General features: G+C 56.6%; 18 protein-coding genes, 2 tRNA genes and 3 rRNA genes. 18 read left to right on the top strand and 5 right to left on the bottom strand.

Translation table 11 applies throughout. The features are described 5' to 3' along the window. The first annotated feature begins 88 nt into the window (after positions 1-88). The 4 genes from AC3IUE_RS27685 to AC3IUE_RS27670 are packed head-to-tail and all read left to right on the top strand — an operon-like array spanning position 89 to position 3,634. Entirely contained in the window at positions 89-961 is an 873-nt protein-coding gene (locus AC3IUE_RS27685; RefSeq protein ID WP_489264320.1) for a heme/hemin ABC transporter substrate-binding protein, read from the top strand. A gap of 50 nt (positions 962-1,011) precedes the next feature. Then, the gene (locus AC3IUE_RS27680) at positions 1,012-1,995 is read left to right on the top strand and encodes a FecCD family ABC transporter permease (RefSeq protein WP_489268974.1); all 984 of its coding nucleotides are present in this window, start codon (positions 1,012-1,014) and stop codon (positions 1,993-1,995) included. Continuing rightward, entirely contained in the window at positions 1,995-2,762 is a 768-nt protein-coding gene (locus AC3IUE_RS27675; RefSeq protein ID WP_489264319.1) for a heme ABC transporter ATP-binding protein, read from the top strand. The genes AC3IUE_RS27680 and AC3IUE_RS27675 overlap by 1 nt, the downstream gene beginning before the upstream one ends. Before the next feature lie 20 nt (positions 2,763-2,782). Next, a complete protein-coding gene (locus AC3IUE_RS27670) occupies positions 2,783-3,634 on the top strand; it encodes a ChaN family lipoprotein (protein ID WP_489264318.1) in 852 nt (283 codons plus the stop codon). A gap of 233 nt (positions 3,635-3,867) precedes the next feature. Here the strand turns inward: AC3IUE_RS27670 and AC3IUE_RS27665 are convergent, their stop codons facing one another. The 4 genes from AC3IUE_RS27665 to AC3IUE_RS27650 form a co-directional block, all read right to left on the bottom strand. After that, complete coding sequence (locus AC3IUE_RS27665; RefSeq protein WP_489264317.1) at positions 3,868-4,668, bottom strand: Crp/Fnr family transcriptional regulator; 801 nt, start codon at positions 4,666-4,668, stop codon at positions 3,868-3,870. Positions 4,669-4,683: 15 nt separating this feature from the next. After that, positions 4,684-4,956 (bottom strand): TfoX/Sxy family protein, encoded by a 273-nt coding sequence (locus AC3IUE_RS27660; protein ID WP_003228231.1) that lies wholly within the window; start codon positions 4,954-4,956, stop codon positions 4,684-4,686. Positions 4,957-5,201: 245 nt separating this feature from the next. Then, complete coding sequence (locus AC3IUE_RS27655) at positions 5,202-5,546, bottom strand: pentapeptide repeat-containing protein (protein ID WP_008015079.1); 345 nt, start codon at positions 5,544-5,546, stop codon at positions 5,202-5,204. A 91-nt stretch (positions 5,547-5,637) separates the two neighbouring features. Continuing rightward, positions 5,638-7,194: a bifunctional aminoglycoside phosphotransferase/ATP-binding protein gene (locus AC3IUE_RS27650; protein ID WP_489264316.1), complete on the bottom strand. Its 1,557-nt coding sequence runs from the start codon at positions 7,192-7,194 to the stop codon at positions 5,638-5,640. A gap of 118 nt (positions 7,195-7,312) precedes the next feature. Between AC3IUE_RS27650 and mrcB the strand changes: the two genes are divergently transcribed. From mrcB to AC3IUE_RS27635, 3 genes are read left to right on the top strand one after another with little or no spacing between them, the layout of a single operon-like run. Next, positions 7,313-9,637, top strand: a complete 2,325-nt coding sequence (gene mrcB, locus AC3IUE_RS27645; protein WP_489264315.1) for a penicillin-binding protein 1B — start codon at positions 7,313-7,315, stop codon at positions 9,635-9,637. A 16-nt stretch (positions 9,638-9,653) separates the two neighbouring features. Beyond that, a complete protein-coding gene (locus AC3IUE_RS27640; RefSeq protein ID WP_056746096.1) occupies positions 9,654-10,388 on the top strand; it encodes a tetratricopeptide repeat protein in 735 nt (244 codons plus the stop codon). Then, positions 10,388-10,723, top strand: coding sequence for a YqcC family protein (locus AC3IUE_RS27635; protein WP_033054374.1), 336 nt, complete (start codon positions 10,388-10,390; stop codon positions 10,721-10,723). The genes AC3IUE_RS27640 and AC3IUE_RS27635 overlap by 1 nt, the downstream gene beginning before the upstream one ends. A gap of 18 nt (positions 10,724-10,741) precedes the next feature. Here AC3IUE_RS27635 and AC3IUE_RS27630 read toward each other — a convergent pair whose 3' ends face one another. Further along, entirely contained in the window at positions 10,742-11,164 is a 423-nt protein-coding gene (locus tag AC3IUE_RS27630) for a DUF4124 domain-containing protein (protein ID WP_489264314.1), read from the bottom strand. A 400-nt stretch (positions 11,165-11,564) separates the two neighbouring features. Between AC3IUE_RS27630 and AC3IUE_RS27625 the strand changes: the two genes are divergently transcribed. The 11 genes from AC3IUE_RS27625 (at position 11,565) to rrf (ending at position 23,386) form a co-directional block, all read left to right on the top strand. Further along, the gene (locus AC3IUE_RS27625) at positions 11,565-13,289 is read left to right on the top strand and encodes an acetolactate synthase 3 large subunit (protein WP_056746111.1); all 1,725 of its coding nucleotides are present in this window, start codon (positions 11,565-11,567) and stop codon (positions 13,287-13,289) included. Between the two features lie 2 nt (positions 13,290-13,291). Further along, positions 13,292-13,783, top strand: a complete 492-nt coding sequence (gene ilvN / locus AC3IUE_RS27620) for an acetolactate synthase small subunit (RefSeq protein WP_003176102.1) — start codon at positions 13,292-13,294, stop codon at positions 13,781-13,783. Positions 13,784-13,831: 48 nt separating this feature from the next. Further along, positions 13,832-14,848: a ketol-acid reductoisomerase gene (gene ilvC, locus AC3IUE_RS27615; protein WP_007948647.1), complete on the top strand. Its 1,017-nt coding sequence runs from the start codon at positions 13,832-13,834 to the stop codon at positions 14,846-14,848. Between the two features lie 144 nt (positions 14,849-14,992). Further along, positions 14,993-15,850 (top strand): CDP-diacylglycerol--serine O-phosphatidyltransferase, encoded by an 858-nt coding sequence (pssA, locus tag AC3IUE_RS27610; RefSeq protein WP_056746100.1) that lies wholly within the window; start codon positions 14,993-14,995, stop codon positions 15,848-15,850. A gap of 63 nt (positions 15,851-15,913) precedes the next feature. Beyond that, entirely contained in the window at positions 15,914-16,927 is a 1,014-nt protein-coding gene (msrP, locus tag AC3IUE_RS27605; protein ID WP_489264313.1) for a protein-methionine-sulfoxide reductase catalytic subunit MsrP, read from the top strand. After that, the gene (gene msrQ / locus AC3IUE_RS27600) at positions 16,927-17,547 is read left to right on the top strand and encodes a protein-methionine-sulfoxide reductase heme-binding subunit MsrQ (protein WP_489264312.1); all 621 of its coding nucleotides are present in this window, start codon (positions 16,927-16,929) and stop codon (positions 17,545-17,547) included. The genes msrP and msrQ overlap by 1 nt, the downstream gene beginning before the upstream one ends. Before the next feature lie 544 nt (positions 17,548-18,091). Further along, positions 18,092-19,630, top strand: a 16S ribosomal RNA gene (locus AC3IUE_RS27595). 161 nt (positions 19,631-19,791) lie between these two features. Beyond that, positions 19,792-19,868: transfer RNA gene (locus AC3IUE_RS27590), tRNA-Ile, on the top strand. A gap of 27 nt (positions 19,869-19,895) precedes the next feature. Beyond that, positions 19,896-19,971 (top strand) — tRNA-Ala (locus tag AC3IUE_RS27585). 251 nt (positions 19,972-20,222) lie between these two features. Then, positions 20,223-23,114: ribosomal RNA gene (locus AC3IUE_RS27580) — 23S ribosomal RNA — on the top strand. A 156-nt stretch (positions 23,115-23,270) separates the two neighbouring features. After that, positions 23,271-23,386, top strand: a 5S ribosomal RNA gene (gene rrf, locus AC3IUE_RS27575). The 16S, 23S and 5S rRNA genes sit together here with 2 tRNA genes alongside, the layout of an rRNA operon.

The raw sequence follows: 23,386 nt of genomic DNA, 5'->3' as shown, positions 1-23,386 counted from the left end.
GCCTTGCCTGTCGGGTTCAGGTGCCAGATGCCGAGGATACTTGGCCTGACATCTCGATGCCCGGGAAAACCCTTAAAGGAAGCTGTTTATGCGCCTGAGTACCCGCGTTGCTGCGCTCTGTGTCGGACTCCTCGTCAGCCATCACGCCGCAGCGGCCGAGTTGCCACAACGTTGGGTCAGTGCCGGTGGAGCTTTATCGGAATGGATCAGCGCGCTGGGCGGTGAATCGAAACTGGTCGGTGTCGACACCACCAGCCAGCACCCGGAATCGCTCAAGGCGTTGCCAAGCATCGGGTATCAGCGGCAATTGTCGGCGGAGGGTATTTTGAGCTTACGCCCGCAGATACTGGTTGGCACCGAGGAAATGGGACCGCCACCGGTGCTTTCGCAGGTTCGCAGTGCGGGCGTGCAGGTCGAACTGTTCTCGGCCCAGCCGGATCTGCTGACGTTACAGGGCAATTTGCAGCGTCTGGGCAAGTTGCTTGGCGCTGAAGATCAGGCTTCGCAGGTGTTTCAGACTTATCAACAGCAACTCGATCAACAAAAGATCCGGGTCGCTCAGGCACAGTTGAAGGAGAAATCGCCGGGTGTGCTGTTGTTGCTGGGCCACGCAGGCGGCAAACCGCTCATCGCCGGCAAGGACACCGCCGCCGATTGGTTGCTGCAACAGGCCGGTGGGCACAATCTGGCCACGCATACCGGCTACAAACCCTTTTCTGTCGAATCCCTGGTCAGCCTGGATCCCAAGGTGCTGGTGTTTGCCGATCGCGCACTGACCGGCGATGCCGCCCGTGCGGCGTTGTTCAAGGAGAACCCGGTCCTGTCCTCGACCCGCGCGGCCAAGGACGGGCGAGTCATGGAGCTTGATCCGACTTTGTTGGTGGGGGGCTTGGGGCCGCGGCTACCCGATGCGCTGAAAAAACTGTCTGACGCTTTCTACCCCGGTTCGGCCGGCCAATGACCATCCTGGTTAAACCCCGCGCTTTATTCATTGGTCTGATCCTGCTGTGTTTGCTGGCCATCTGGCTGTCGTTGGCGCTTGGGCCGGTGAGCTTGCCGTTGTTCGACACCTTGCGCGCAGCCCTGCGGCTGGTGGGGGTGCCGATCGCGCCCGACGGACTGGAGCAGGCCGAACTGATCCTCGGGCAAATTCGCTTGCCGCGAACCTTGTTAGGTTTGGCCGTGGGAGGGGTGTTGGCATTGTCCGGCGTGGCGATGCAGGGGTTGTTTCGAAATCCTCTGGCTGATCCGGGGCTGGTCGGCGTCTCCAGCGGTGCGGCATTGGGCGCGGCGATCGCGATTGTCGGTGGCTCGGTATTCGGCGGACTGCCCGAATCCTTCGGGCCTTATCTGTTATCGCTGTGCGCGTTTCTCGGCGGGCTCGGCGTGACCGCGGTGGTGTATCGACTGGGCCGGCGCAACGGGCAGACCAATGTTGCGACCATGCTGTTGGCCGGTATTGCGTTGACTGCGCTGGCCGGCTCCGCCGTGGGGCTGTTCACCTATCTGGCGGATGACGCGACGCTGCGCACCCTGACGTTCTGGAACCTGGGCAGCCTCAATGGCGCCAGCTATTCGCGGCTCTGGCCGTTGCTGCTGATCAGTGCCGGCGTGGCGTTGTGGCTGCCGCGTCGGGCCAAAGCCTTGAATGCGTTGTTGCTGGGTGAGTCGGAGGCCGGTCACCTGGGTATCGACGTCGAAGGGCTCAAGCGCGAATTGGTGTTTTGCACGGCGTTGGGTGTCGGTGCTGCTGTGGCAGCGGCGGGGATGATCGGGTTTGTGGGTCTGGTGGTGCCGCATCTGGTGCGATTGCTGGCGGGCCCCGATCATCGTGTGCTGTTGCCTGCGTCAGTATTGGCGGGGGCCAGTCTTTTGTTGTTTGCCGATCTGGTGGCGCGACTGGCCCTGGCGCCGGCTGAATTGCCGATCGGGATCGTCACGGCTTTCATCGGTGCGCCGTTCTTTCTGTATTTATTGCTCAGAGGGCGTGCCTGATGTTGCGAACGCAAAATCTGCAAATCCGTCGAGGCCGAAAGATTGTCCTGACGGACATCACGCTTGAGCTCAAACCGGGCGAAGTCCTCGGAGTGCTGGGACCTAACGGCGCCGGTAAAAGCACCTTGCTCGGCGCCTTGTGCGGCGAGTTGCATGCCGATCACGGCAGTGTCTGGCTTGACGACCGTGAGTTGAATCAATGGGCCGGGACGCTGAGAGCGCAGCGCTTGGCGGTATTGCCGCAGGTCTCGACCCTGGACTTCGCCTTTCGTGTCGAAGAAGTGGTCGGCATGGGCCGCTTGCCGCATCAAAGCGGTCGGGTCCGCGATGACGAGATCGTCGCCGCCGCGTTGCAGGCTGCCGATGCCGGGCATTTGAATGGTCGCAGCTATCTGGCCTTGTCCGGTGGCGAACGTCAGCGGGTGCATCTGGCGCGGGTTCTGGCGCAGCTCTGGCCGGGCGAAGCGGGGCAAACGTTGTTGCTCGATGAGCCAACGTCGATGCTCGACCCGCTTCATCAACACACTACGTTGCAAGCCGTACGCGAGTTCGCCAATCGTGGCGCAGCGGTGCTGGTGATCCTGCATGATCTGAACCTGGCAGCGCGCTATTGTGATCGCCTGTTGCTGCTCGAAGGCGGGCGCCCTGTGGCACTCGATACGCCGGAGCAGGTGTTGCGCCCGGAACCACTGAAGGCAGTGTTCGGGCTGGAAGTGCTGGTGCAGCAGCACCCGGAGCGTGGGCATCCGCTGATCATCGCCCGCTGAGTTTTTTATGGAGCGAAAACATGCGTGGGATTTTGATGCTGGCCTTGCTGATGCTGAGTGCCTGTCAGCATGTTTCGACTCCGCCACCGGTTGTCGGCGAGATTCGGGACTTGCGCAGCGGTCAGACCCTCACGGCAGAGGAACTGGTTGCGCGGTTGGAGACGCCTTCACGGCTGATCGTGGGCGAGCAACATGACAATCGCGATCACCATGAACTGCAGTTGTGGTTATTGCAGTCGCTGGGTGAGCGGCGAGCTCAAGGCAGTCTGCTGCTGGAAATGCTCACGCCGGATCAACAGCTGCGTGTTGATGATGTTCGTCACGCTTCGACACCACCGGCGGATTTACCCGGTGCATTAGTCTGGCAGTCTGGCTGGGACTGGAATCTGTACGGGCCGATCGTTCGTTTCGCCCTGACCCAGCCATATCCGCTGCTGGCAGCCAATCTGGACACGCTTGAAGTCCGTGCCGTTTACGCTAACCCTCCGACATTGAGCGGTTCGCGCTCCAACGCTGCTTCAGTCAAAGACGAGTTGCTGAAGCAAGTCAGCGACTCCCACTGTGGTCTGCTGCCCGAATCGCAGATGCCGGCGATGCTGGCGGTTCAGCAGCAACGCGACCGACGGATGGCCGAGCGCTTGCTGGTTGCGCCTGCGCCTTCGCTGTTGTTTGCCGGCGCTTACCATGCGCGCAAGGATGTCGGCGTGCCGATTCATGTGCTTGATCTGGGAGAGTCTCAGACGCCTGCGGTGTTGATGCTGGCGGAGCAAGGCAGCGAGGTCACACCGGCCATGGCTGATTATGTCTGGTACACGCCTGCCACGCCGCCGCAGGATTACTGCGCGCAAATGCGTAAGCAATTTGGCAAGTGATCGAACGACTTTTCTCCAGGCAAAAAAAGACCCGGCAAGAGCCGGGTCAAATAACCGTGATTAGCCTGATGAGGAGATATCTGAGAGTCCGAACCAAGGGCTTTTCAAATATCGACCAGTCTCGCGACCAGTTGTGATAATCATAGCGATTCTCATTACCAAGTCAACCGCTGATTTCTCAATTATATGAAATGCGCTTTCCGTTCGCTGGAAACGCCTGTAATCATTGGGTTTCAGCCTGTGCGGTTGAGCGAGCCCAGCTGAATGAGCTGCTTGTTCAGCAGGTCGATACGTCGGGCCATGCTCTCGATCAGGCTATGGGCGATCTTCGGATTGCTTTGGGTCAGGCTGAGAAACTGGTCCTTGGGGATCAGCATGACAGTGCTGGGCTCGCTGGTGATCACGCTGGCGTTACGCTTTTCGCCAGTGAATACCGCCATGGCGCCAAAAATCTCGTCCTTGGGTATATCGCCGACTTTGTGCCCGTCGACAAAGGCTTCGGCGTGGCCATCAATGATGACGAATACGTGATCCGCGTCTTCGCCCTGACGGATCAACACTTCGCCACTGGCCACGCGCTGAAAACCATTGGTGCTTCGAAACTCAGGTTGTTTCAGGCGGGCGAGTGCGTCGGACAGCAGGGCGGACTGACCGGCCATGTATTGAAGGAACAGCTCCGAACGCTCCGGGTCGGCATAGATATGCTGAAAAACCTCGGAGCGCAGATAAGGCGTCAGAGCCAAAGGGCTATCGCTGCGAAACCGGCAGCGGGGCAGTTCCGTGCCTTGGCGCAAGCCGATCAGATCTCCCTCGTGCAGATAGAACAACGCCCGTTCGTCGATGCATCCATGCAACAGGCCATTGTTCAGCACAAACAGTTGATTGCCGGGTAACAGGACGGCCAGATCATCGACGGCTGAAAATTCCAGGGTGGGTCCGCATGGCATCAAACCTTCCAGCAGCCGGACGGGAATATGTTGCAGTCGGTTGATCAGCGCGTCGGCGTAAGCCGGTTGTTCCCCAAGTAGGTACATGGCAGCTGCGTCCGTTCAGTTTTTGTGACGTGACGAGATAGCTTCCAGCTGTTTGTTCAAGGCGTCCTTGCGCTCGGCGGGAATGTCGTTCCAGTGCACATCCATCAGGGCACCTTCGATGGCATACAGCAACACTTTGGACGCCCGAAACCCGCGCGTGCGCACGGCCCGATAAGCATCCACCGCCCCCAGGCGACGCAAGTCCGAGGCGCTGTGGATGCCCACGGCATGCAGCCACTGCGCCGACGTCTTGCCAAGATTCTTCAGGTGCTGCAGTTCATCATTCATCAAGCCTCCTTGCGACGGCCGAACGGTGCGTGGGCGAGCTTCTCAGGAGTGTAGCCATCAGTAGGAAAAGCGTGATTGTTTGGTCGGTTTCGACGCAAAAGCTTCTAAGAAGAGAAGTCCTGAAGCTGCGTGAAAGTCTGCGAGTGCGGTAGGAAGAGAGGGCGGTGGAATCAGGTTTCCGGGCAAACCATGCCCAGAGTCCAGCGCAAAGCGGGGGCGCCGAACGGGTCAGTTAAAAGTCGCTTTTAGCGGGTGCGATAACGCAGGCGTGTACCGAAATTCATCGACATCAGGATCTCGTCAGCACTCAGCTCTGGCGGGAAGTAGGCGCCGGAGATCTGTGCGTGAGCCAGGCTCGCGCCTTCCAGGGAGGCATTGCGAAAGTCGATGCCGCGCAAGTCGGCGGAGCGGAAATAGGCATCGGTAAAGTCGACGCCGTCGGCGTTCAGTTCACGCAGGTCCAGACCCCGGAAATCGCCACCGACCATGTCGATAGGTCCGTCTTTTGGGCGCTCGTTGTTGAAACCTGTGATGTCGTCTTTGTGCAGTAACGCATAAAGCGGGGTGTCGAGAAGTTTCGGCTGGCTCATGTCACATCACCTGTTGGTTTTATGACGCCAGTATAGTGCCACTATTTGGCAGCCGTGAAGCCGGCGAAGGCTTCACGGCTGAAATAGTTTCTTACAGACCCGGCAGGCGCTGGCGGATCTGTGCAACGACTGTGTCGAGGGTTCCGCTTTCATTGGTCTGAACGCGTTTGCTGCAGAGAATCTCTGCCGGCGTCAGGGCCTCACGAGTGGCTTGTTGGGCTTCGATTACGGCCAGGTTGGCGTCGGACGGGTCCTTTTTGTCTGCCTGACGCAGGGCCAGCCAGCTCTCGATCACCGCTTGTGGCGCATTGCAGTCGAGGATAAGGAATGGCGCGCCAGTGGCTTCGGCGATTTTTGCTGCGCCGTCACGCTGGTCGCGCTTGAGGTAAGTCGCATCGACTACCACCGGGAAGCCCGCACGCAGGATCACCGCGGCAATTTCATGCAGGTGGGTGTAAGTGGCGGCGCTGGCGTCGGCGGTATAGATGCCGGCCTGAGGGTCGTTTGGCACGGTTTGCTCGCCGAACAGACGTTTGCGCTCTACATCGGAGCGCAGGCGAATGGCGCCCAACGCTTCCACCAGACGCATGGCCACGTGGCTCTTGCCGACGGCAGAAACACCGTGGGTGATGGCCATGAAGCGCGAAGGAATGGTGCTGTAGCTTTCCGCCAGGTTGGCGTAATTGCGGTACTGACGCAGGGTAGTGGCTCGCTGCACCGGGTCGGCCTCGGCCGGCATGCTGAACAGGCTGACCTTGGCGCGAACCAGTGCGCGGTAGGCTTTATAGAAGTTCAGCAACTCAAGGCCCTGGTAATCGCCGGTCAGTTCCAGGTACTGGCTGATGAAGCGGCGCGCCAGGCTCTTCAGGCCACGGTCTTCCAGGTCCATCGCCAGGAAACCGGTGTCGGCGTAAACGTCGGTGAAGCGGAACGGTTCGTTGAACTCGATGCAGTCGAAGATCACGACCTTGCCGTCGATCACGGTGGCGTTGCCCAGGTGGATGTCACCGTGGCATTCGCGAATGAAACCTTCGGCCTTGCGCTGGGCGAACAGTGGCTTGAGGCGTTCGAAGCTGCTTTCGGCCCAGGCTTGCAGCGCATCCAGTTGCAGCAGATCGGCCTTGTCGCTGAGGAACGGGCGGATCTGTTCGAAGTTCTGGCGTACGGGTGCCATCACGCTGTCCGGCGTGCCGGCTTCGTGTTCGGCAGGCACTTTCGGTGCGCTGAGGTGGAATTGGGCAATCTGCGCGGCCATCTCGTCGATGTGCGCGGTAGTCAATTCGCCGTTGGCTTGCAGCGTGCTGAGCAGCTGGCTCTGTGGGAATTGACGCATTTTCAGTGCGTAATCGACGGCCGGACCCTCGCCACCCAATTGTGGGGCTTCGGCGCTGCCAGTGATTGGCAACACTTCGAGGTACAAATCGTTGGTCAGGCGCTGGTTAAGACGCAGCTCTTCCCCGCAAAAATGCTTGCGGGCGTCGAGGCTGGTGAAATCCAGGAAGCCGAAATTCACTGGCTTCTTCACTTTATAAGCAAAGGGGCCGGTGAGGATTACCCAGGAAATATGGGTTTCGATGACCTGGAACCCGTCTACGGGATGCGGGTAGAGGGCCGGGTTTTGCAGGGCAGCGATCAGGGACTGGCTCACAGGCGATCCTTCAGAGTCTGGGGAAAATTCACGGCCGTCATTATGGCCGCAAGTCCGTCTGACGCAAACCTCGGAGGGCTCCTGTTGAGTATGAATAAAGTGCGTATAATCCGCCGCCATGACTCGTACTCGATCCCCCCGCACCCCAAAAAAACCACCTTCCAAGGGCCTGAGCCCCTGGCTGGGCTGGGCCCTTAAACTCAGTCTGGTCGGCCTTGTGGTGCTGGCCGGGTTCGCGGTTTACCTCGACGCGATCGTCCAGGAGAAGTTCTCCGGCAAGCGCTGGACCATTCCGGCCAAGGTGTACGCGCGCCCGCTGGAGCTGTTCGTCGGACAAAAGCTCAGCAAGGACGACTTTCTAACTGAACTCGATGCCTTGGGCTATCGACGTGAAAGCGTGAGCAATGGACCCGGCGCGGCGGCGGTCAGCGGCAATACCGTCGACTTGAATACCCGTGGCTTCCAGTTCTATGAAGGCATGGAGCAAGCGCAACCCGTACGGGTGCGTTTCTCTGGCGACTACGTGGCCGAACTTTCGGCGACCAACGGTTCGAAGCTTTCTGTGGTGCGGTTGGAACCGCTGCTGATCGGCGGGATTTACCCGAAAAATCTCGAAGATCGCATCTTGATCAAAATTGATCAGGTCCCGCCGTATCTGCTGGAAACTCTGGTCGCTGTGGAAGACCGGGATTTCTACAGCCACTGGGGCGTGTCGCCCAAGTCGATTGCCCGAGCCATCTATGTCAACACCTCTGGCGGCAAGATGACCCAGGGCGGCAGTACGCTGACGCAACAATTGGTCAAGAACTTCTACCTGACCAGCGAACGCAGCCTGACCCGTAAACTCACCGAAGCCATGATGGCGATGTTGCTTGAGCTGCATTACGACAAACGAGAAATTCTTGAGGCTTACCTCAATGAAGTGTTCGTCGGTCAGGATGGGCAGCGCGCGGTGCACGGTTTCGGCTTGGCAAGCCAGTTTTTCTTCGGGCAGCCGTTGTCTGAACTGAAGCTGCATCAAGTCGCGATGCTGGTGGGCATGGTCAAGGGGCCGTCCTATTACAACCCTCGTCGCAACCCTGAACGGGCGCTTGAACGGCGCAATCTCGTGCTCGATGTACTTGAGCAACAAGGTGTTGCCACCGCCGATCAGGTCGCTGCTGCGAAGAAAATGCCACTGGGTGTGACGACTCGCGGCAAGCTGGCGGACAGCTCGTTCCCCGGCTTCCTCGACCTGGTCAAGCGTCAGCTGCGCGAAGACTATCGCGACGAAGACTTGACCGAAGAAGGTCTGCGGATCTTCACCAGTTTCGACCCGATCCTGCAGATGAAAGCCGAGGCGTCGGTCAACGACACCTTCAAGAGACTCTCCGGGCGCAAGGGTTCCGATGAGGTCGAAGCGGCCATGGTCGTGACCAACCCGGAAACCGGTGAAGTCCAGGCCATGATCGGCAGTCGTCAGGCAAGTTTTGCCGGCTTCAACCGGGCGCTGGATGCTGTGCGACCGATCGGCTCTTTGATCAAACCGGCGGTTTATCTGACAGCCCTTGAGAAGCCAAGTCAGTACACCTTGACCAGTTGGCTGTCGGACGATTCCTTCTCGGTCAAAGGCGCGGACGGTCAAGTCTGGAAACCGCAGAACTACGATCGCCGCTCCCATGGCACCGTATTTCTGTATCAGGGGCTGGCACATTCCTACAACCTGTCGACCGCGCGTCTCGGGTTGGCGGTGGGCGTACCAAATGTCCTGAAGACCTTGGCGCGTCTCGGTGTGAGTCGTGAATTCCCGGCGTTCCCGTCGATGTTGCTGGGTGCTGGCGGTCTGACCCCGATCGAAGTGGCGACCATGTACCAGACCCTGGCCAACGGTGGTTTCAATACGCCGATGCGCGGAATCCGTAGCGTATTGACCGCTGAAGGCGAACCGCTCAAGCGTTATCCGTTCCAGATTCAGCAACGTTTCGATCCGGCCTCCATTTACCTGATCCAGAGCGCCATGCAGCGGGTCATGCGTGAAGGTACCGGCAGTTCTGTTTACAACGTATTGCCGAAAACCCTGACCCTGGCCGGCAAGACCGGTACCAGTAACGATTCGCGGGACAGCTGGTTTGCCGGTTTCAGTCAGGACCTGCTGGCAGTGGTCTGGCTGGGTCGCGATGACAACGGCAAGACACCGTTCACCGGCGCCACCGGTGCGCTGCAGGTCTGGACCAGTTTCATGCGCAAGGCCGATCCGTTGCCGCTAGACATGCCGCAGCCAGACAACATTGTTCAGGCCTGGGTCGATTCGCGTACCGGACAAGGCTCTGATGCCAACTGCCCAGGTGCGGTGCAGATGCCGTATATTCGCGGCAGCGAACCGCCTCCCGGTGCTGCTTGCGGTGGCGAAAGCCCTGTTTCTGGCGAAACGGTGATGGATTGGGTCAAGGGCTGGATGAATTAAGCAAAGAGGGTTTCAAGTGAACAAGTGGTTGATTCCAGCGGTTACCGCCGTGGCTTTGCTCAGCGGTTGCTCCTCCGTACAGCGCGGTTCGATTCCGGTTGTGGATTCCGGTAGCGCCGTTTCGAACAGTGAACGGATTTCGGCGAATGGCGGTTTCCGTCAGACGACGACTAAACGTCCTGCGCAAGCCCAGACCCAGGCAATTCCGCAAGGTGATACCGGTGTCGTCGTGATGGTGCCAGGTGGTGGCGCAGTGACGTCGGCACCGATCAGCACTGCGCCGATCACGCCAGGCCCGATCACCCCGGGGCCGATCGATACTTCGCCGGTTCAGTCGGCACCGATCAATCAGGGCAGCTACAGCATGCCGTCGACGCCGAGCGGGATTCCTTCGGCGAGCTCTGGTGGCTTGTCTGCCGACGAGCAATTGGACGGTCCGGTTCTGGCCTTGCTGACTACCGCTCAGCAGCAACAGGCGAGCGGTGATCTCAACGGTGCTTCCTCCAGCCTCGAGCGCGCCCAGCGTGTTGCGCCGCGTGAGCCGCAAGTGCTTTATCGTCTGGCTCAGGTGCGCATGGCTCAAGGCGATGCACCACAAGCCGAGCAGTTTGCTCGTCGTGGCCTGACCTTCGCCAACGGTCGTTCGGCACTTCAGGCCAGTCTGTGGGAATTGATCGCTCAGGCACGTGAGAAACAGGGTGATTCTGCTGGCGCAGCATTGGCCCGTCAGAAGGCCAAGGTTTCGCTGTGATGGACGCACGCTTTCCGAAGATTGCCGAACAGTTGCTATTGATCGAGCGCGAGCTGCGGGTTCAGGGTTGGTGGGACGAGGTCTCGCCCTCCGCCGAAGCGCTTTCCAGCGTCGAACCCTTCTCGGTCGACACGCTGGATTTCGAGCAGTGGCTGCAATGGATCTTCCTTCCGCGGATGAAGGTGATCCTCGAGCAGGATCTGCCTTTACCAAACGCTTCGGGAATTCAGGAGATGGCCGAAATGGTCTTCGCCGCCCGTAATGTTCAGGGCAAGGACCGGCAGTTGCAGGTGCTGCTCAAAGAGTTTGATCTACTGATCACCGCCTCCCGCTAAGCCGGAGGCGGCCAGTGTCTACTGGCAGTTATCCGCAATCTGTTTCTGTGCTTCGGTGATGCGCTCCTGACGTTGCTGGTCGGTCAGGCGGCGCATCTCGCCTTCGACATCCTCCCGTATTCGCGGATTGTTCTGCAGTTGAGCCAGGTTCGTCCGCGCCTGTTCGCAGAATGCCTTTAGCTGAGCTTGCTGCTCGGTGACCTGCTTTTTAACTTTATTGTCGATGGCCTGTTGATCACCAATGGTGCCGCTGCGTGGCGGCGGGGTCTGGTTGCCGGCAGGCGAGGAGGGCGTGACCACGGTGGTGGCTTCCCGGTCTTGGGGCGGCTGGGCGTCGAAGTGGGTAACGCCCTGGGCGTCGACCCATTTGTAGATCTGAGCGGCCATGCACAAAGGGCTGATGCCAATCAGCAGGCTGACGGTCAGGAAAAACGTTCGCATGCCATTTCCTTGTATTGGGTTGCGCAATTGAAGCTAACACAGTTGCTGTTTAGCGGTTTTTTCTTGCTTTCTCATGTGCTTAGTTCAATAAAGCACATAGACGACTTGACTTGGAGAGGACGAAACAGAAGAATCCAAAGTCCGCTGTAGAGGGACTGCCAGAAGCAGGCCCGCTCAGCAGATCATGAGGCGCACATCCGCGCCGACCTGTTACACCCGCAACGCGTTACCTCGCGCTGGGTGGGAAAGGCCCGCAACACTTGGGACGATCCCAATACTTGCTCAGTCAGTGCTGACGTAGTCGGCGACCACCGTCGCTCATGCTCTGCTGAGAAGTAAACCTATTAAGACCCGTCCCCTTTTATGTGGACGGTATTCTGGCGTTTTAGAGGTGAACAACGTGGAGCTTTTATCTGGCGGTGAGATGCTCGTCCGCTTTTTGCGTGACGAAGGCGTCAAATATATCTACGGGTACCCGGGTGGTGCTCTTCTTCATGTCTACGATGCCCTGTTCAAAGAACCGGAAGTGACCCACATCCTGGTTCGTCACGAACAGGCTGCGACCCATATGGCTGACGGCTATGCCCGTGCCACCGGTAAAGCCGGCGTGGTACTGGTGACCTCCGGCCCGGGCGCAACCAACGCCATCACCGGTATTGCCACGGCCTACATGGACTCCATTCCGATGGTGGTCATTTCCGGCCAGGTGCCTAGCAACATGGTGGGCACCGATGCGTTCCAGGAAACCGACATGATCGGTATCTCCCGGCCGATCGTGAAGCACAGCTTCATGATCAAGCACGCGTCGGAAATCCCGGAAGTCATGAAGAAGGCGTTCTACCTGGCGCAATCCGGTCGTCCGGGCCCGGTCGTTGTCGATATCCCGAAAGACATGACCAACCCGGCCGAGAAATTCGAATACATCTTCCCGAAAAAAGCCAAGCTGCGTTCCTACAGCCCGGCCGTTCGCGGTCACTCCGGGCAAATCCGCAAGGCGGCAGAAATGCTCCTGGCGGCCAAGCGTCCTGTGATGTATGCAGGCGGCGGCGTGATTCTCGGTGGCGGCTCCGCGCCGCTGACCGAATTGGCGAAGATGCTCAACCTGCCAGTGACCAATACCCTGATGGGTCTGGGTGCCTACCCTGGCACCGACCGTCAGTTCATCGGCATGCTCGGCATGCACGGCAGCTACACCGCTAACCTGGCGATGCACCATGCCGACGTGATCCTTGCAGTCGGCGCTCGTTTCGACGACCGCGTGATCAACGGCCCGGCCAAGTTCTGCCCGAATGCCAAGATCATTCACATCGACATCGACCCGGCTTCGATTTCCAAGACCATCAAGGCAGACGTTCCTATCGTCGGGCCGGTCGAGAGTGTCCTGACCGAAATGGTCGCGATCCTCAAGGAAATCGGCGAGACCCCGAACAAGGAGTCCGTTGCCAGCTGGTGGAAGCAAGTTGATGAGTGGCGCGGTGACCGCGGTCTGTTCCCTTACGACAAGGGTGACGGCAGCGTCATCAAGCCGCAGACCGTGATCGAAACCCTGTGCGAAGTCACCAAGGGCGATGCCTTTGTGGCCTCCGACGTGGGCCAGCACCAAATGTTTGCGGCGCAGTACTACACGTTCAACAAGCCGAACCGCTGGATCAACTCCGGTGGCCTGGGCACCATGGGCTTCGGTTTTCCGGCGGCCATGGGCATCAAGCTGAGCTTCCCGGATGACGACGTCGTCTGCGTGACGGGCGAGGGCAGTATCCAGATGAACATTCAGGAACTGTCCACCTGTCTGCAATATGGCTTGCCGGTGAAAATCGTCATCCTGAACAACGGTGTTCTGGGTATGGTTCGCCAGTGGCAGGACATGAGTTACGGCAGCCGTCACTCGCACTCTTACATGGAATCGTTGCCTGACTTCGTCAAGCTGGCAGAGGCCTATGGTCACGTCGGCGTGCGCATCACCGAATCGAAAGATTTGAAGTCGAAGATGGAAGAAGCGTTCGCCATGAAGGATCGTTTGGTGATCATCGATGTTTCGGTCGACACCAGCGAGCACGTCTACCCGATGCAGATCAAAGACGGCTCCATGCGCGATATGTGGCTGAGCAAGACGGAGCGTACTTAATCATGCGGCACATTATTTCCTTGCTTCTGGAAAACGAACCCGGCGCTCTGTCTCGTGTAGTCGGCCTGTTCTCGCAGCGCAACTACAACATCGAAAGCCTGACCGTGGCACCTACCGAGGACCCGACGTTGTCGCGTCTGACGCTGACCACGGTTGGTCACGATGAAGTTATTGAGCAGATCACCAAAAACCTGAACAAGCTGATCGAAGTGGTCAAGCTGGTCGACCTGTCGGAGAGTGCTCACATCGAGCGCGAACTGATGCTGGTCAAGGTCAAGGCCACCGGCGCCCAGCGCGCCGAGATCAAACGCACTACCGATATTTATCGTGGGCAGATCGTTGACGTCAGCGCTAGCGTGTATACCGTTCAATTGACCGGTACCAGCGATAAGCTCGACAGCTTCATTCAGTCCATTGGCACCGCCTCGATTCTGGAAACCGTCCGCAGCGGCGTAACCGGCATTGCCCGCGGCGACAAAGTACTCAGCATCTAAACCAAATTAGCGAATGGCCTGAACGGCCTGGATATATAGGGGAATTTCATGAAAGTTTATTACGAAAAAGACTGCGACCTGTCGATCATCCAGGGCAAGAAAGTTGCCATCATCGGTTACGGTTCCCAGGGCCACGCTCAAGCGTGCAACCTGAAAGACTCCGGCGTTGACGTTACTGTTGGCCTGCGTAAAGGTTCGGCGACTGTTGCCAAAGCCGAAGCTCATGGCCTGAAAGTGACCGACGTTGCTTCCGCTGTTGCGGCTGCCGACCTGGTCATGATCCTGACCCCGGACGAGTTCCAGTCCGCTCTGTACAAGAACGAAATCGAGCCGAACATCAAGAAAGGCGCCACCCTGGCCTTCTCCCACGGCTTCGCGATCCACTACAACCAGGTTGTTCCGCGCGCTGACCTCGACGTGATCATGATCGCGCCGAAAGCTCCGGGCCACACCGTACGTTCCGAGTTCGTCAAAGGCGGTGGTATCCCTGACCTGATCGCTATCTATCAGGATGCTTCCGGCAACGCCAAAAACGTTGCACTGTCCTACGCTGCTGGCGTTGGTGGCGGTCGTACCGGCATCATCGAAACCACCTTCAAGGACGAGACTGAAACCGACCTGTTCGGCGAACAAGCCGTTCTGTGCGGCGGTACCGTTGAGCTGGTTAAAGCCGGTTTCGAAACCCTGGTTGAAGCTGGCTACGCGCCGGAAATGGCCTACTTCGAATGCCTGCACGAACTGAAGCTGATCGTTGACCTCATGTACGAAGGCGGTATCGCCAACATGAACTACTCGATCTCCAACAACGCTGAATACGGCGAGTACGTGACTGGTCCGGAAGTGATCAACGCCGAATCCCGTCAGGCCATGCGCAACGCCCTGAAACGTATTCAGGACGGCGAATACGCCAAGATGTTCATCAGCGAAGGCGCTACCGGCTATCCTTCGATGACCGCCAAGCGTCGTAACAACGCCGCTCACGGTATCGAAATCATCGGCGAGCAACTGCGCTCCATGATGCCGTGGATCGGTGCCAACAAGATCGTCGACAAAGCTAAAAACTAAGTCGCGCACTTGTACGGAAAACGCGGCCTAGGCCGCGTTTTTTCGTTTGGGTGGCTGGTTCTGGTATAAAGCTGCATCGTTTGCGGCCGAACCGTCGTCCCAGACACCTGTCCAAACTTTCCACCCCGTTGCAAGGTACTGTCCATGAGCGAACGTCCCGAAGAGCCAAACCAGGCTTCTGACGCCGAAAGCCTGCTGCCCATCGATGAACACATCGAGGAAGGGCATGACGCTGAAGGTCGTAAAGTCCGGCATCGTGGTATCTATCTTCTGCCGAATCTGTTTACCACTGCGAATCTGTTCGCAGGGTTTTATTCCATCATCAACTCGATGAGCGCCCAGAGCGCCTTGAGTGCCGGTGATTCTATTGGTGCGAGCAAGTATTTTGCTTTTGCAGCGATCGCGATTTTTGTCGCGATGGTGCTCGACGGCCTCGATGGTCGCGTTGCTCGTATGACCAATACCCAGAGCGCCTTCGGTGCCGAGTACGACTCGCTGTCCGACATGGTCGCCTTTGGTGTCGCGCCGGCATTGCTGGCGTTCGGTTGGGCCTTGGGCGACATGGGTAAGGTCGGCTGGATGGTTGCCTTCATTTATGTAGCGGGTGCGGCGTTGCGTCTGGCACGTTTCAATACCCAGGTTGGCACTGCGGACAAGCGCTACTTCATTGGTCTGGCCAGTCCGGCTGCTGCTGGTGTGGTTGCTGGCATTGTCTGGGCATTCAGTGACTACGGCATTCAGGGTTCGAAGATGTCCTTCCTGGTTGCGCTGATGGTCGCTGCCGCCGGCATGCTGATGGTCAGCAACATCAAGTACAACAGCTTCAAGGAGCTGGATCTGAAAGGGCGTGTACCTTTCGTGGCCATCCTCGCGGTGGTGTTGGTGTTTGCCGTAGTGTTCAGTGATCCGCCGCGCATCCTGCTGCTGGTTTTCCTCGCTTATGCGGCTTCTGGGCCGGTGCAGTACCTGTTGCGTCTTCGTCGGCACAAAAACGCCGAGTGATGTAATTTCCCTCATACTCCGCAGTCTGTTGGTGCATCTGTTCTCCAATGCTGCGGAGTTGCCATGCTGATCAAAGTCCCCAAAGCGTCTGACTGCCATGAGTCGGACGTCACGCCTGAATCCTTCTATCTATCTCGTCGCAATGTTCTCGGTGCCGCCGTTGCCGGTTTGGCCGTGAGCAGTCTGCCGCGTTGGGCGGCTGCGGAGGATGCTGCGCGTTATGCGGATGTCGAGCCAGGCAAGGCGCCTGCCTGGTTTGCCGAAAAACTGCCTGCTACCAAATGGGGAGCGGTCAACGTCAAGGATGAGGCGATCACGCCATTCAAGGACGCGACCCATTACAACAACTTCTATGAGTTCGGCACCGATAAAGGTGATCCTGCCGCCAACGCCGGCGCGCTGAAAACCGAACCTTGGAGTGTGGTGGTGGACGGGGAGGTGGGTAAGCCGGGACGGTATGCACTGGAAGACTTCATGAAGCCATATCAGTTGGAGGAGCGTATTTACCGTCTTCGCTGTGTAGAGGCTTGGTCGATGGTGATTCCATGGATCGGATTTCCCATCTCGGCCCTGCTGAAGGAAGTCGAGCCGACTTCCAAAGCCAAATTCATTCGCTTCGAAACCCTGGAAGATCCCAAGAGCATGCCCGGGCAACGTTCCGGTTTTGCCTTGATTGACTGGCCTTATGTGGAAGGGCTGCGCCTGGATGAGGCGATGAACCCGTTGGCGATTCTTGCCGTGGGTATGTACGGGCGGGAGTTACCTAATCAGAACGGCGCGCCTCTGCGTTTGGTGGTCCCGTGGAAGTACGGCTTCAAGAGCATCAAATCCATCGTGCGGATCAGTCTGGTGAGTGAGCAGCCGAAAACCACCTGGCAGAGCATTGCCTCGGATGAGTATGGTTTTTATGCGAACGTAAATCCTGCGGTCGACCATCCGCGTTGGACTCAGGCGCGTGAGCGGCGCTTGCCGAGCGGGCTGTTCAAGCCCAATGTACGGGACACGCAGATGTTCAATGGCTACTCGGATGAAGTCGCCTCTCTATATACAGGGCTCGATTTGCGGAAGAACTACTGATGCGATTTCCGTTTTGGCGAATTGGCGTCTTTATAGCTGCTGCGGTCTGGCCGCTGCTTTGGTTTTATCAGGCCTGGGAGGATGTGCTGGGGCCTGATCCGGGCAAGGTGCTGGTTGACCGGTTGGGGCTGGGGACGCTTGTCCTACTGCTCATTACGTTAAGCATCACACCTGCGCAGAAGCTTACCGGTTGGGCGGGGTGGGTTGCTGTTCGGCGGCAACTGGGGTTGTGGTGCTTCGCTTATGTGGTTTTGCATTTGAGTGGGTATACGGCCTTTATCCTCGGCTTTGATTGGTCGCAGTTGGGTGTCGAGTTGCGCAAACGGCCGTACATTATTGTCGGGACGCTTGGGTTTCTGTGTTTGTTGGCCTTGGCGGCGACCTCAAATCGCTATAGTCAGCGGCGTTTGGGTTCTAGCTGGAAGAAATTACATCGTCTTGCCTATGTGGTTCTCGGGCTTGGATTGCTGCATATGTTGTGGATCGTGCGTGCTGATCTAAAGGAGTGGGCGGTCTACGCCTCTATAGGTGCATTGCTATTAGTGTTGCGACTACCCCCTGTAACCCGCCGAATCCCACGATTAATAGCCAAAAAGACACCTTCTGTACGAAAAGCGTAATTAAGGGTTGACGGCAGATTCTGGAAGTCTATAATTCGCCCCACTTCCGGCGCAGTCGAAACGGAAAACTCCTTGGTAAACAATGAGTTATGCAGTTTTCGACAGCGAGTTGCTTCAGGTTATCGAAGCCCAGAAGGAGTCGGTCAGGCAGGGTGGTTTAGCTTGATTGACGATTCGATCTTCTCGGTCGAAAGCGGTGTAAAAGAGGTGTTGACAGCAGCGACTAACGCTGTAGAATTCGCCTCCCGCTAACGAGAGATCGCAAGCGCAAGTGGTTGAAGTTGCAAAGGAAACTTTGAAAACTTCGAAAAATAACCGCTTGACAGCAACAGGGGCTGCTGTAGAATGCGCGCCTCGGTTGAGACGAAAGATCTTAACCAACCGCTCTTTAACAACTGAATCAAGCAATTCGTGTGGGTGCTTGTGGAGTCAGACTGATAGTCAACAAGATTATCAGCATCACAAGTTACTCCGCGAGAAATCAAAGATGTAACCAACGATTGCTGAGCCAAGTTTAGGGTTTCTTAAAAACCCAAAGATGTTTGAACTGAAGAGTTTGATCATGGCTCAGATTGAACGCTGGCGGCAGGCCTAACACATGCAAGTCGAGCGGCAGCACGGGTACTTGTACCTGGTGGCGAGCGGCGGACGGGTGAGTAATGCCTAGGAATCTGCCTGGTAGTGGGGGATAACGCTCGGAAACGGACGCTAATACCGCATACGTCCTACGGGAGAAAGCAGGGGACCTTCGGGCCTTGCGCTATCAGATGAGCCTAGGTCGGATTAGCTAGTTGGTGAGGTAATGGCTCACCAAGGCGACGATCCGTAACTGGTCTGAGAGGATGATCAGTCACACTGGAACTGAGACACGGTCCAGACTCCTACGGGAGGCAGCAGTGGGGAATATTGGACAATGGGCGAAAGCCTGATCCAGCCATGCCGCGTGTGTGAAGAAGGTCTTCGGATTGTAAAGCACTTTAAGTTGGGAGGAAGGGCATTAACCTAATACGTTGGTGTCTTGACGTTACCGACAGAATAAGCACCGGCTAACTCTGTGCCAGCAGCCGCGGTAATACAGAGGGTGCAAGCGTTAATCGGAATTACTGGGCGTAAAGCGCGCGTAGGTGGTTTGTTAAGTTGGATGTGAAATCCCCGGGCTCAACCTGGGAACTGCATTCAAAACTGACAAGCTAGAGTATGGTAGAGGGTGGTGGAATTTCCTGTGTAGCGGTGAAATGCGTAGATATAGGAAGGAACACCAGTGGCGAAGGCGACCACCTGGACTGATACTGACACTGAGGTGCGAAAGCGTGGGGAGCAAACAGGATTAGATACCCTGGTAGTCCACGCCGTAAACGATGTCAACTAGCCGTTGGGAGCCTTGAGCTCTTAGTGGCGCAGCTAACGCATTAAGTTGACCGCCTGGGGAGTACGGCCGCAAGGTTAAAACTCAAATGAATTGACGGGGGCCCGCACAAGCGGTGGAGCATGTGGTTTAATTCGAAGCAACGCGAAGAACCTTACCAGGCCTTGACATCCAATGAATCTGCTAGAGATAGCGGAGTGCCTTCGGGAACATTGAGACAGGTGCTGCATGGCTGTCGTCAGCTCGTGTCGTGAGATGTTGGGTTAAGTCCCGTAACGAGCGCAACCCTTGTCCTTAGTTACCAGCACGTAATGGTGGGCACTCTAAGGAGACTGCCGGTGACAAACCGGAGGAAGGTGGGGATGACGTCAAGTCATCATGGCCCTTACGGCCTGGGCTACACACGTGCTACAATGGTCGGTACAGAGGGTTGCCAAGCCGCGAGGTGGAGCTAATCCCAGAAAACCGATCGTAGTCCGGATCGCAGTCTGCAACTCGACTGCGTGAAGTCGGAATCGCTAGTAATCGCGAATCAGAATGTCGCGGTGAATACGTTCCCGGGCCTTGTACACACCGCCCGTCACACCATGGGAGTGGGTTGCACCAGAAGTAGCTAGTCTAACCTTCGGGAGGACGGTTACCACGGTGTGATTCATGACTGGGGTGAAGTCGTAACAAGGTAGCCGTAGGGGAACCTGCGGCTGGATCACCTCCTTAATCGACGACATCAGCTGCTCCATAAGCTCCCACACGAATTGCTTGATTCATTGAAGAAGACGATAAGAAGCAGCCCTAACAGGTTGTAGCTTAGTTGGTTGGAACGCACCCCATGCTCTGTGGTAAAGAGCAGGGTGAGGTCGGCCTTAAAGCTCGAAATTGGGTCTGTAGCTCAGTTGGTTAGAGCGCACCCCTGATAAGGGTGAGGTCGGCAGTTCGAATCTGCCCAGACCCACCAATTTTGTGTGGGAACCTGTAGAAATACGGGGCCATAGCTCAGCTGGGAGAGCGCCTGCCTTGCACGCAGGAGGTCAACGGTTCGATCCCGTTTGGCTCCACCACTAACTGCTTCTGTTTGTTGAAAGCTTAGAAATGAGCATTCCATCGTGATGATGGTGAATGTTGATTTCTAGTCTTTGGATTAGATCGTTCTTTAAAAATTTGGGTATGTGATAGAAAGATAGACTGAACAACACTTTCACTGGTGTTGGATCAGGCTAAGGTAAAATTTGTGAGTTGCTCTTAATTGAGTATTATCGAATTTTCGGCGAATGTCGTCTTCACAGTATAACCAGATTGCTTGGGGTTATATGGTCAAGTGAAGAAGCGCATACGGTGGATGCCTTGGCAGTCAGAGGCGATGAAAGACGTGGTAGCCTGCGAAAAGCTTCGGGGAGTCGGCAAACAGACTTTGATCCGGAGATGTCTGAATGGGGGAACCCAGCCATCATAAGATGGTTATCTTAAGCTGAATACATAGGCTTAAGAGGCGAACCAGGGGAACTGAAACATCTAAGTACCCTGAGGAAAAGAAATCAACCGAGATTCCCTTAGTAGTGGCGAGCGAACGGGGACTAGCCCTTAAGTGGCTTTGAGATTAGCGGAACGTTCTGGAAAGTACGGCCATAGTGGGTGATAGCCCTGTACGCGAAAATCTCTTAGTCATGAAATCGAGTAGGACGGAGCACGAGAAACTTTGTCTGAATATGGGGGGACCATCCTCCAAGGCTAAATACTACTGACTGACCGATAGTGAACTAGTACCGTGAGGGAAAGGCGAAAAGAACCCCGGAGAGGGGAGTGAAATAGATCCTGAAACCGTATGCGTACAAGCAGTGGGAGCCCACTTTGTTGGGTGACTGCGTACCTTTTGTATAATGGGTCAGCGACTTATTTTCAGTGGCGAGCTTAACCGAATAGGGGAGGCGTAGCGAAAGCGAGTCTTAATAGGGCGTCTAGTCGCTGGGAATAGACCCGAAACCGGGCGATCTATCCATGGGCAGGTTGAAGGTTGGGTAACACTAACTGGAGGACCGAACCGACTACCGTTGAAAAGTTAGCGGATGACCTGTGGATCGGAGTGAAAGGCTAATCAAGCTCGGAGATAGCTGGTTCTCCTCGAAAGCTATTTAGGTAGCGCCTCATGTATCACTGTAGGGGGTAGAGCACTGTTTCGGCTAGGGGGTCATCCCGACTTACCAAACCGATGCAAACTCCGAATACCTACAAGTGCCGAGCATGGGAGACACACGGCGGGTGCTAACGTCCGTCGTGAAAAGGGAAACAACCCAGACCGTCAGCTAAGGTCCCAAAGTTATGGTTAAGTGGGAAACGATGTGGGAAGGCTTAGACAGCTAGGAGGTTGGCTTAGAAGCAGCCACCCTTTAAAGAAAGCGTAATAGCTCACTAGTCGAGTCGGCCTGCGCGGAAGATGTAACGGGGCTCAAACCATACACCGAAGCTACGGGTATCACTTAGGTGATGCGGTAGAGGAGCGTTCTGTAAGCCTGTGAAGGTGAGTTGAGAAGCTTGCTGGAGGTATCAGAAGTGCGAATGCTGACATGAGTAACGACAATGGGTGTGAAAAACACCCACGCCGAAAGACCAAGGTTTCCTGCGCAACGTTAATCGACGCAGGGTTAGTCGGTCCCTAAGGCGAGGCTGAAAAGCGTAGTCGATGGAAAACAGGTTAATATTCCTGTACTTCTGGTTATTGCGATGGAGGGACGGAGAAGGCTAGGCCAGCTTGGCGTTGGTTGTCCAAGTTTAAGGTGGTAGGCTGGAATCTTAGGTAAATCCGGGATTCTAAGGCCGAGAGCTGATGACGAGTTACCCTTTGGGTGACGAAGTGGTTGATGCCATGCTTCCAAGAAAAGCTTCTAAGCTTCAGGTAACCAGGAACCGTACCCCAAACCGACACAGGTGGTTGGGTAGAGAATACCAAGGCGCTTGAGAGAACTCGGGTGAAGGAACTAGGCAAAATGGCACCGTAACTTCGGGAGAAGGTGCGCCGGTGAGGGTGAAGCATTTACTGCGTAAGCCCATGCCGGTCGAAGATACCAGGCCGCTGCGACTGTTTATTAAAAACACAGCACTCTGCAAACACGAAAGTGGACGTATAGGGTGTGACGCCTGCCCGGTGCCGGAAGGTTAATTGATGGGGTTAGCTAACGCGAAGCTCTTGATCGAAGCCCCGGTAAACGGCGGCCGTAACTATAACGGTCCTAAGGTAGCGAAATTCCTTGTCGGGTAAGTTCCGACCTGCACGAATGGCGTAACGATGGCGGCGCTGTCTCCACCCGAGACTCAGTGAAATTGAAATCGCTGTGAAGATGCAGTGTATCCGCGGCTAGACGGAAAGACCCCGTGAACCTTTACTATAGCTTTGCACTGGACTTTGAATTTGCTTGTGTAGGATAGGTGGGAGGCTTTGAAGCGTGGACGCCAGTTCGCGTGGAGCCAACCTTGAAATACCACCCTGGCAACTTTGAGGTTCTAACTCAGGTCCGTTATCCGGATCGAGGACAGTGTATGGTGGGTAGTTTGACTGGGGCGGTCTCCTCCTAAAGAGTAACGGAGGAGTACGAAGGTGCGCTCAGACCGGTCGGAAATCGGTCGTAGAGTATAAAGGCAAAAGCGCGCTTGACTGCGAGACAGACACGTCGAGCAGGTACGAAAGTAGGTCTTAGTGATCCGGTGGTTCTGTATGGAAGGGCCATCGCTCAACGGATAAAAGGTACTCCGGGGATAACAGGCTGATACCGCCCAAGAGTTCATATCGACGGCGGTGTTTGGCACCTCGATGTCGGCTCATCACATCCTGGGGCTGAAGCCGGTCCCAAGGGTATGGCTGTTCGCCATTTAAAGTGGTACGCGAGCTGGGTTTAGAACGTCGTGAGACAGTTCGGTCCCTATCTGCCGTGGACGTTTGAGATTTGAGAGGGGCTGCTCCTAGTACGAGAGGACCGGAGTGGACGAACCTCTGGTGTTCCGGTTGTCACGCCAGTGGCATTGCCGGGTAGCTATGTTCGGAATAGATAACCGCTGAAAGCATCTAAGCGGGAAACTAGCCTCAAGATGAGATCTCACTGGGACCTTGAGTCCCCTGAAGGGCCGTCGAAGACTACGACGTTGATAGGTTGGGTGTGTAAGCGCTGTGAGGCGTTGAGCTAACCAATACTAATTGCCCGTGAGGCTTGACCATATAACACCCAAGCAATTTGCTGACCTGAAAAGGCACCAGATTGCGGTGTGTGAAGACGAAACGAACCGAAAGTTCGAGATGCTCACAAAACACCTGCTGTCACATACCCAATTTGCTGAAGCGAGACCAACAGGTCACGACTCAGTACCCGAATTTCTTGACGACCATAGAGCATTGGAACCACCTGATCCCATCCCGAACTCAGCAGTGAAACGATGCATCGCCGATGGTAGTGTGGGGTTTCCCCATGTGAGAGTAGGTCATCGTCAAGA

The organism is Pseudomonas sp. GL_093 (assembly GCF_057837605.1).
Note: the sequence above shows the minus strand (reverse complement) of the source record. Positions and strands in the feature narration are given on the sequence as shown.

Bases quoted from the DNA above. Each gene is read 5' to 3' on its own strand.
- AC3IUE_RS27675 (WP_489264319.1), top strand. From the start codon at position 1,995: ATGTTGCGAACGCAAAATCTGCAAATCCGTCGAGGCCGAAAGATTGTC.
- ilvC (WP_007948647.1), top strand. From the start codon at position 13,832: ATGAAAGTTTATTACGAAAAAGACTGCGACCTGTCGATCATCCAGGGC.
- AC3IUE_RS27655 (WP_008015079.1), bottom strand. From the start codon at position 5,546: ATGAGCCAGCCGAAACTTCTCGACACCCCGCTTTATGCGTTACTGCAC.
- msrP (WP_489264313.1), top strand. From the start codon at position 15,914: ATGCTGATCAAAGTCCCCAAAGCGTCTGACTGCCATGAGTCGGACGTC.
- msrQ (WP_489264312.1), top strand. From the start codon at position 16,927: ATGCGATTTCCGTTTTGGCGAATTGGCGTCTTTATAGCTGCTGCGGTC.
- AC3IUE_RS27660 (WP_003228231.1), bottom strand. From the start codon at position 4,956: ATGAATGATGAACTGCAGCACCTGAAGAATCTTGGCAAGACGTCGGCG.
- AC3IUE_RS27665 (WP_489264317.1), bottom strand. From the start codon at position 4,668: ATGTACCTACTTGGGGAACAACCGGCTTACGCCGACGCGCTGATCAAC.
- ilvN (WP_003176102.1), top strand. From the start codon at position 13,292: ATGCGGCACATTATTTCCTTGCTTCTGGAAAACGAACCCGGCGCTCTG.
- pssA (WP_056746100.1), top strand. From the start codon at position 14,993: ATGAGCGAACGTCCCGAAGAGCCAAACCAGGCTTCTGACGCCGAAAGC.
- AC3IUE_RS27635 (WP_033054374.1), top strand. From the start codon at position 10,388: ATGGACGCACGCTTTCCGAAGATTGCCGAACAGTTGCTATTGATCGAG.
- AC3IUE_RS27630 (WP_489264314.1), bottom strand. From the start codon at position 11,164: ATGCGAACGTTTTTCCTGACCGTCAGCCTGCTGATTGGCATCAGCCCT.
- AC3IUE_RS27670 (WP_489264318.1), top strand. From the start codon at position 2,783: ATGCGTGGGATTTTGATGCTGGCCTTGCTGATGCTGAGTGCCTGTCAG.
- mrcB (WP_489264315.1), top strand. From the start codon at position 7,313: ATGACTCGTACTCGATCCCCCCGCACCCCAAAAAAACCACCTTCCAAG.
- AC3IUE_RS27685 (WP_489264320.1), top strand. From the start codon at position 89: ATGCGCCTGAGTACCCGCGTTGCTGCGCTCTGTGTCGGACTCCTCGTC.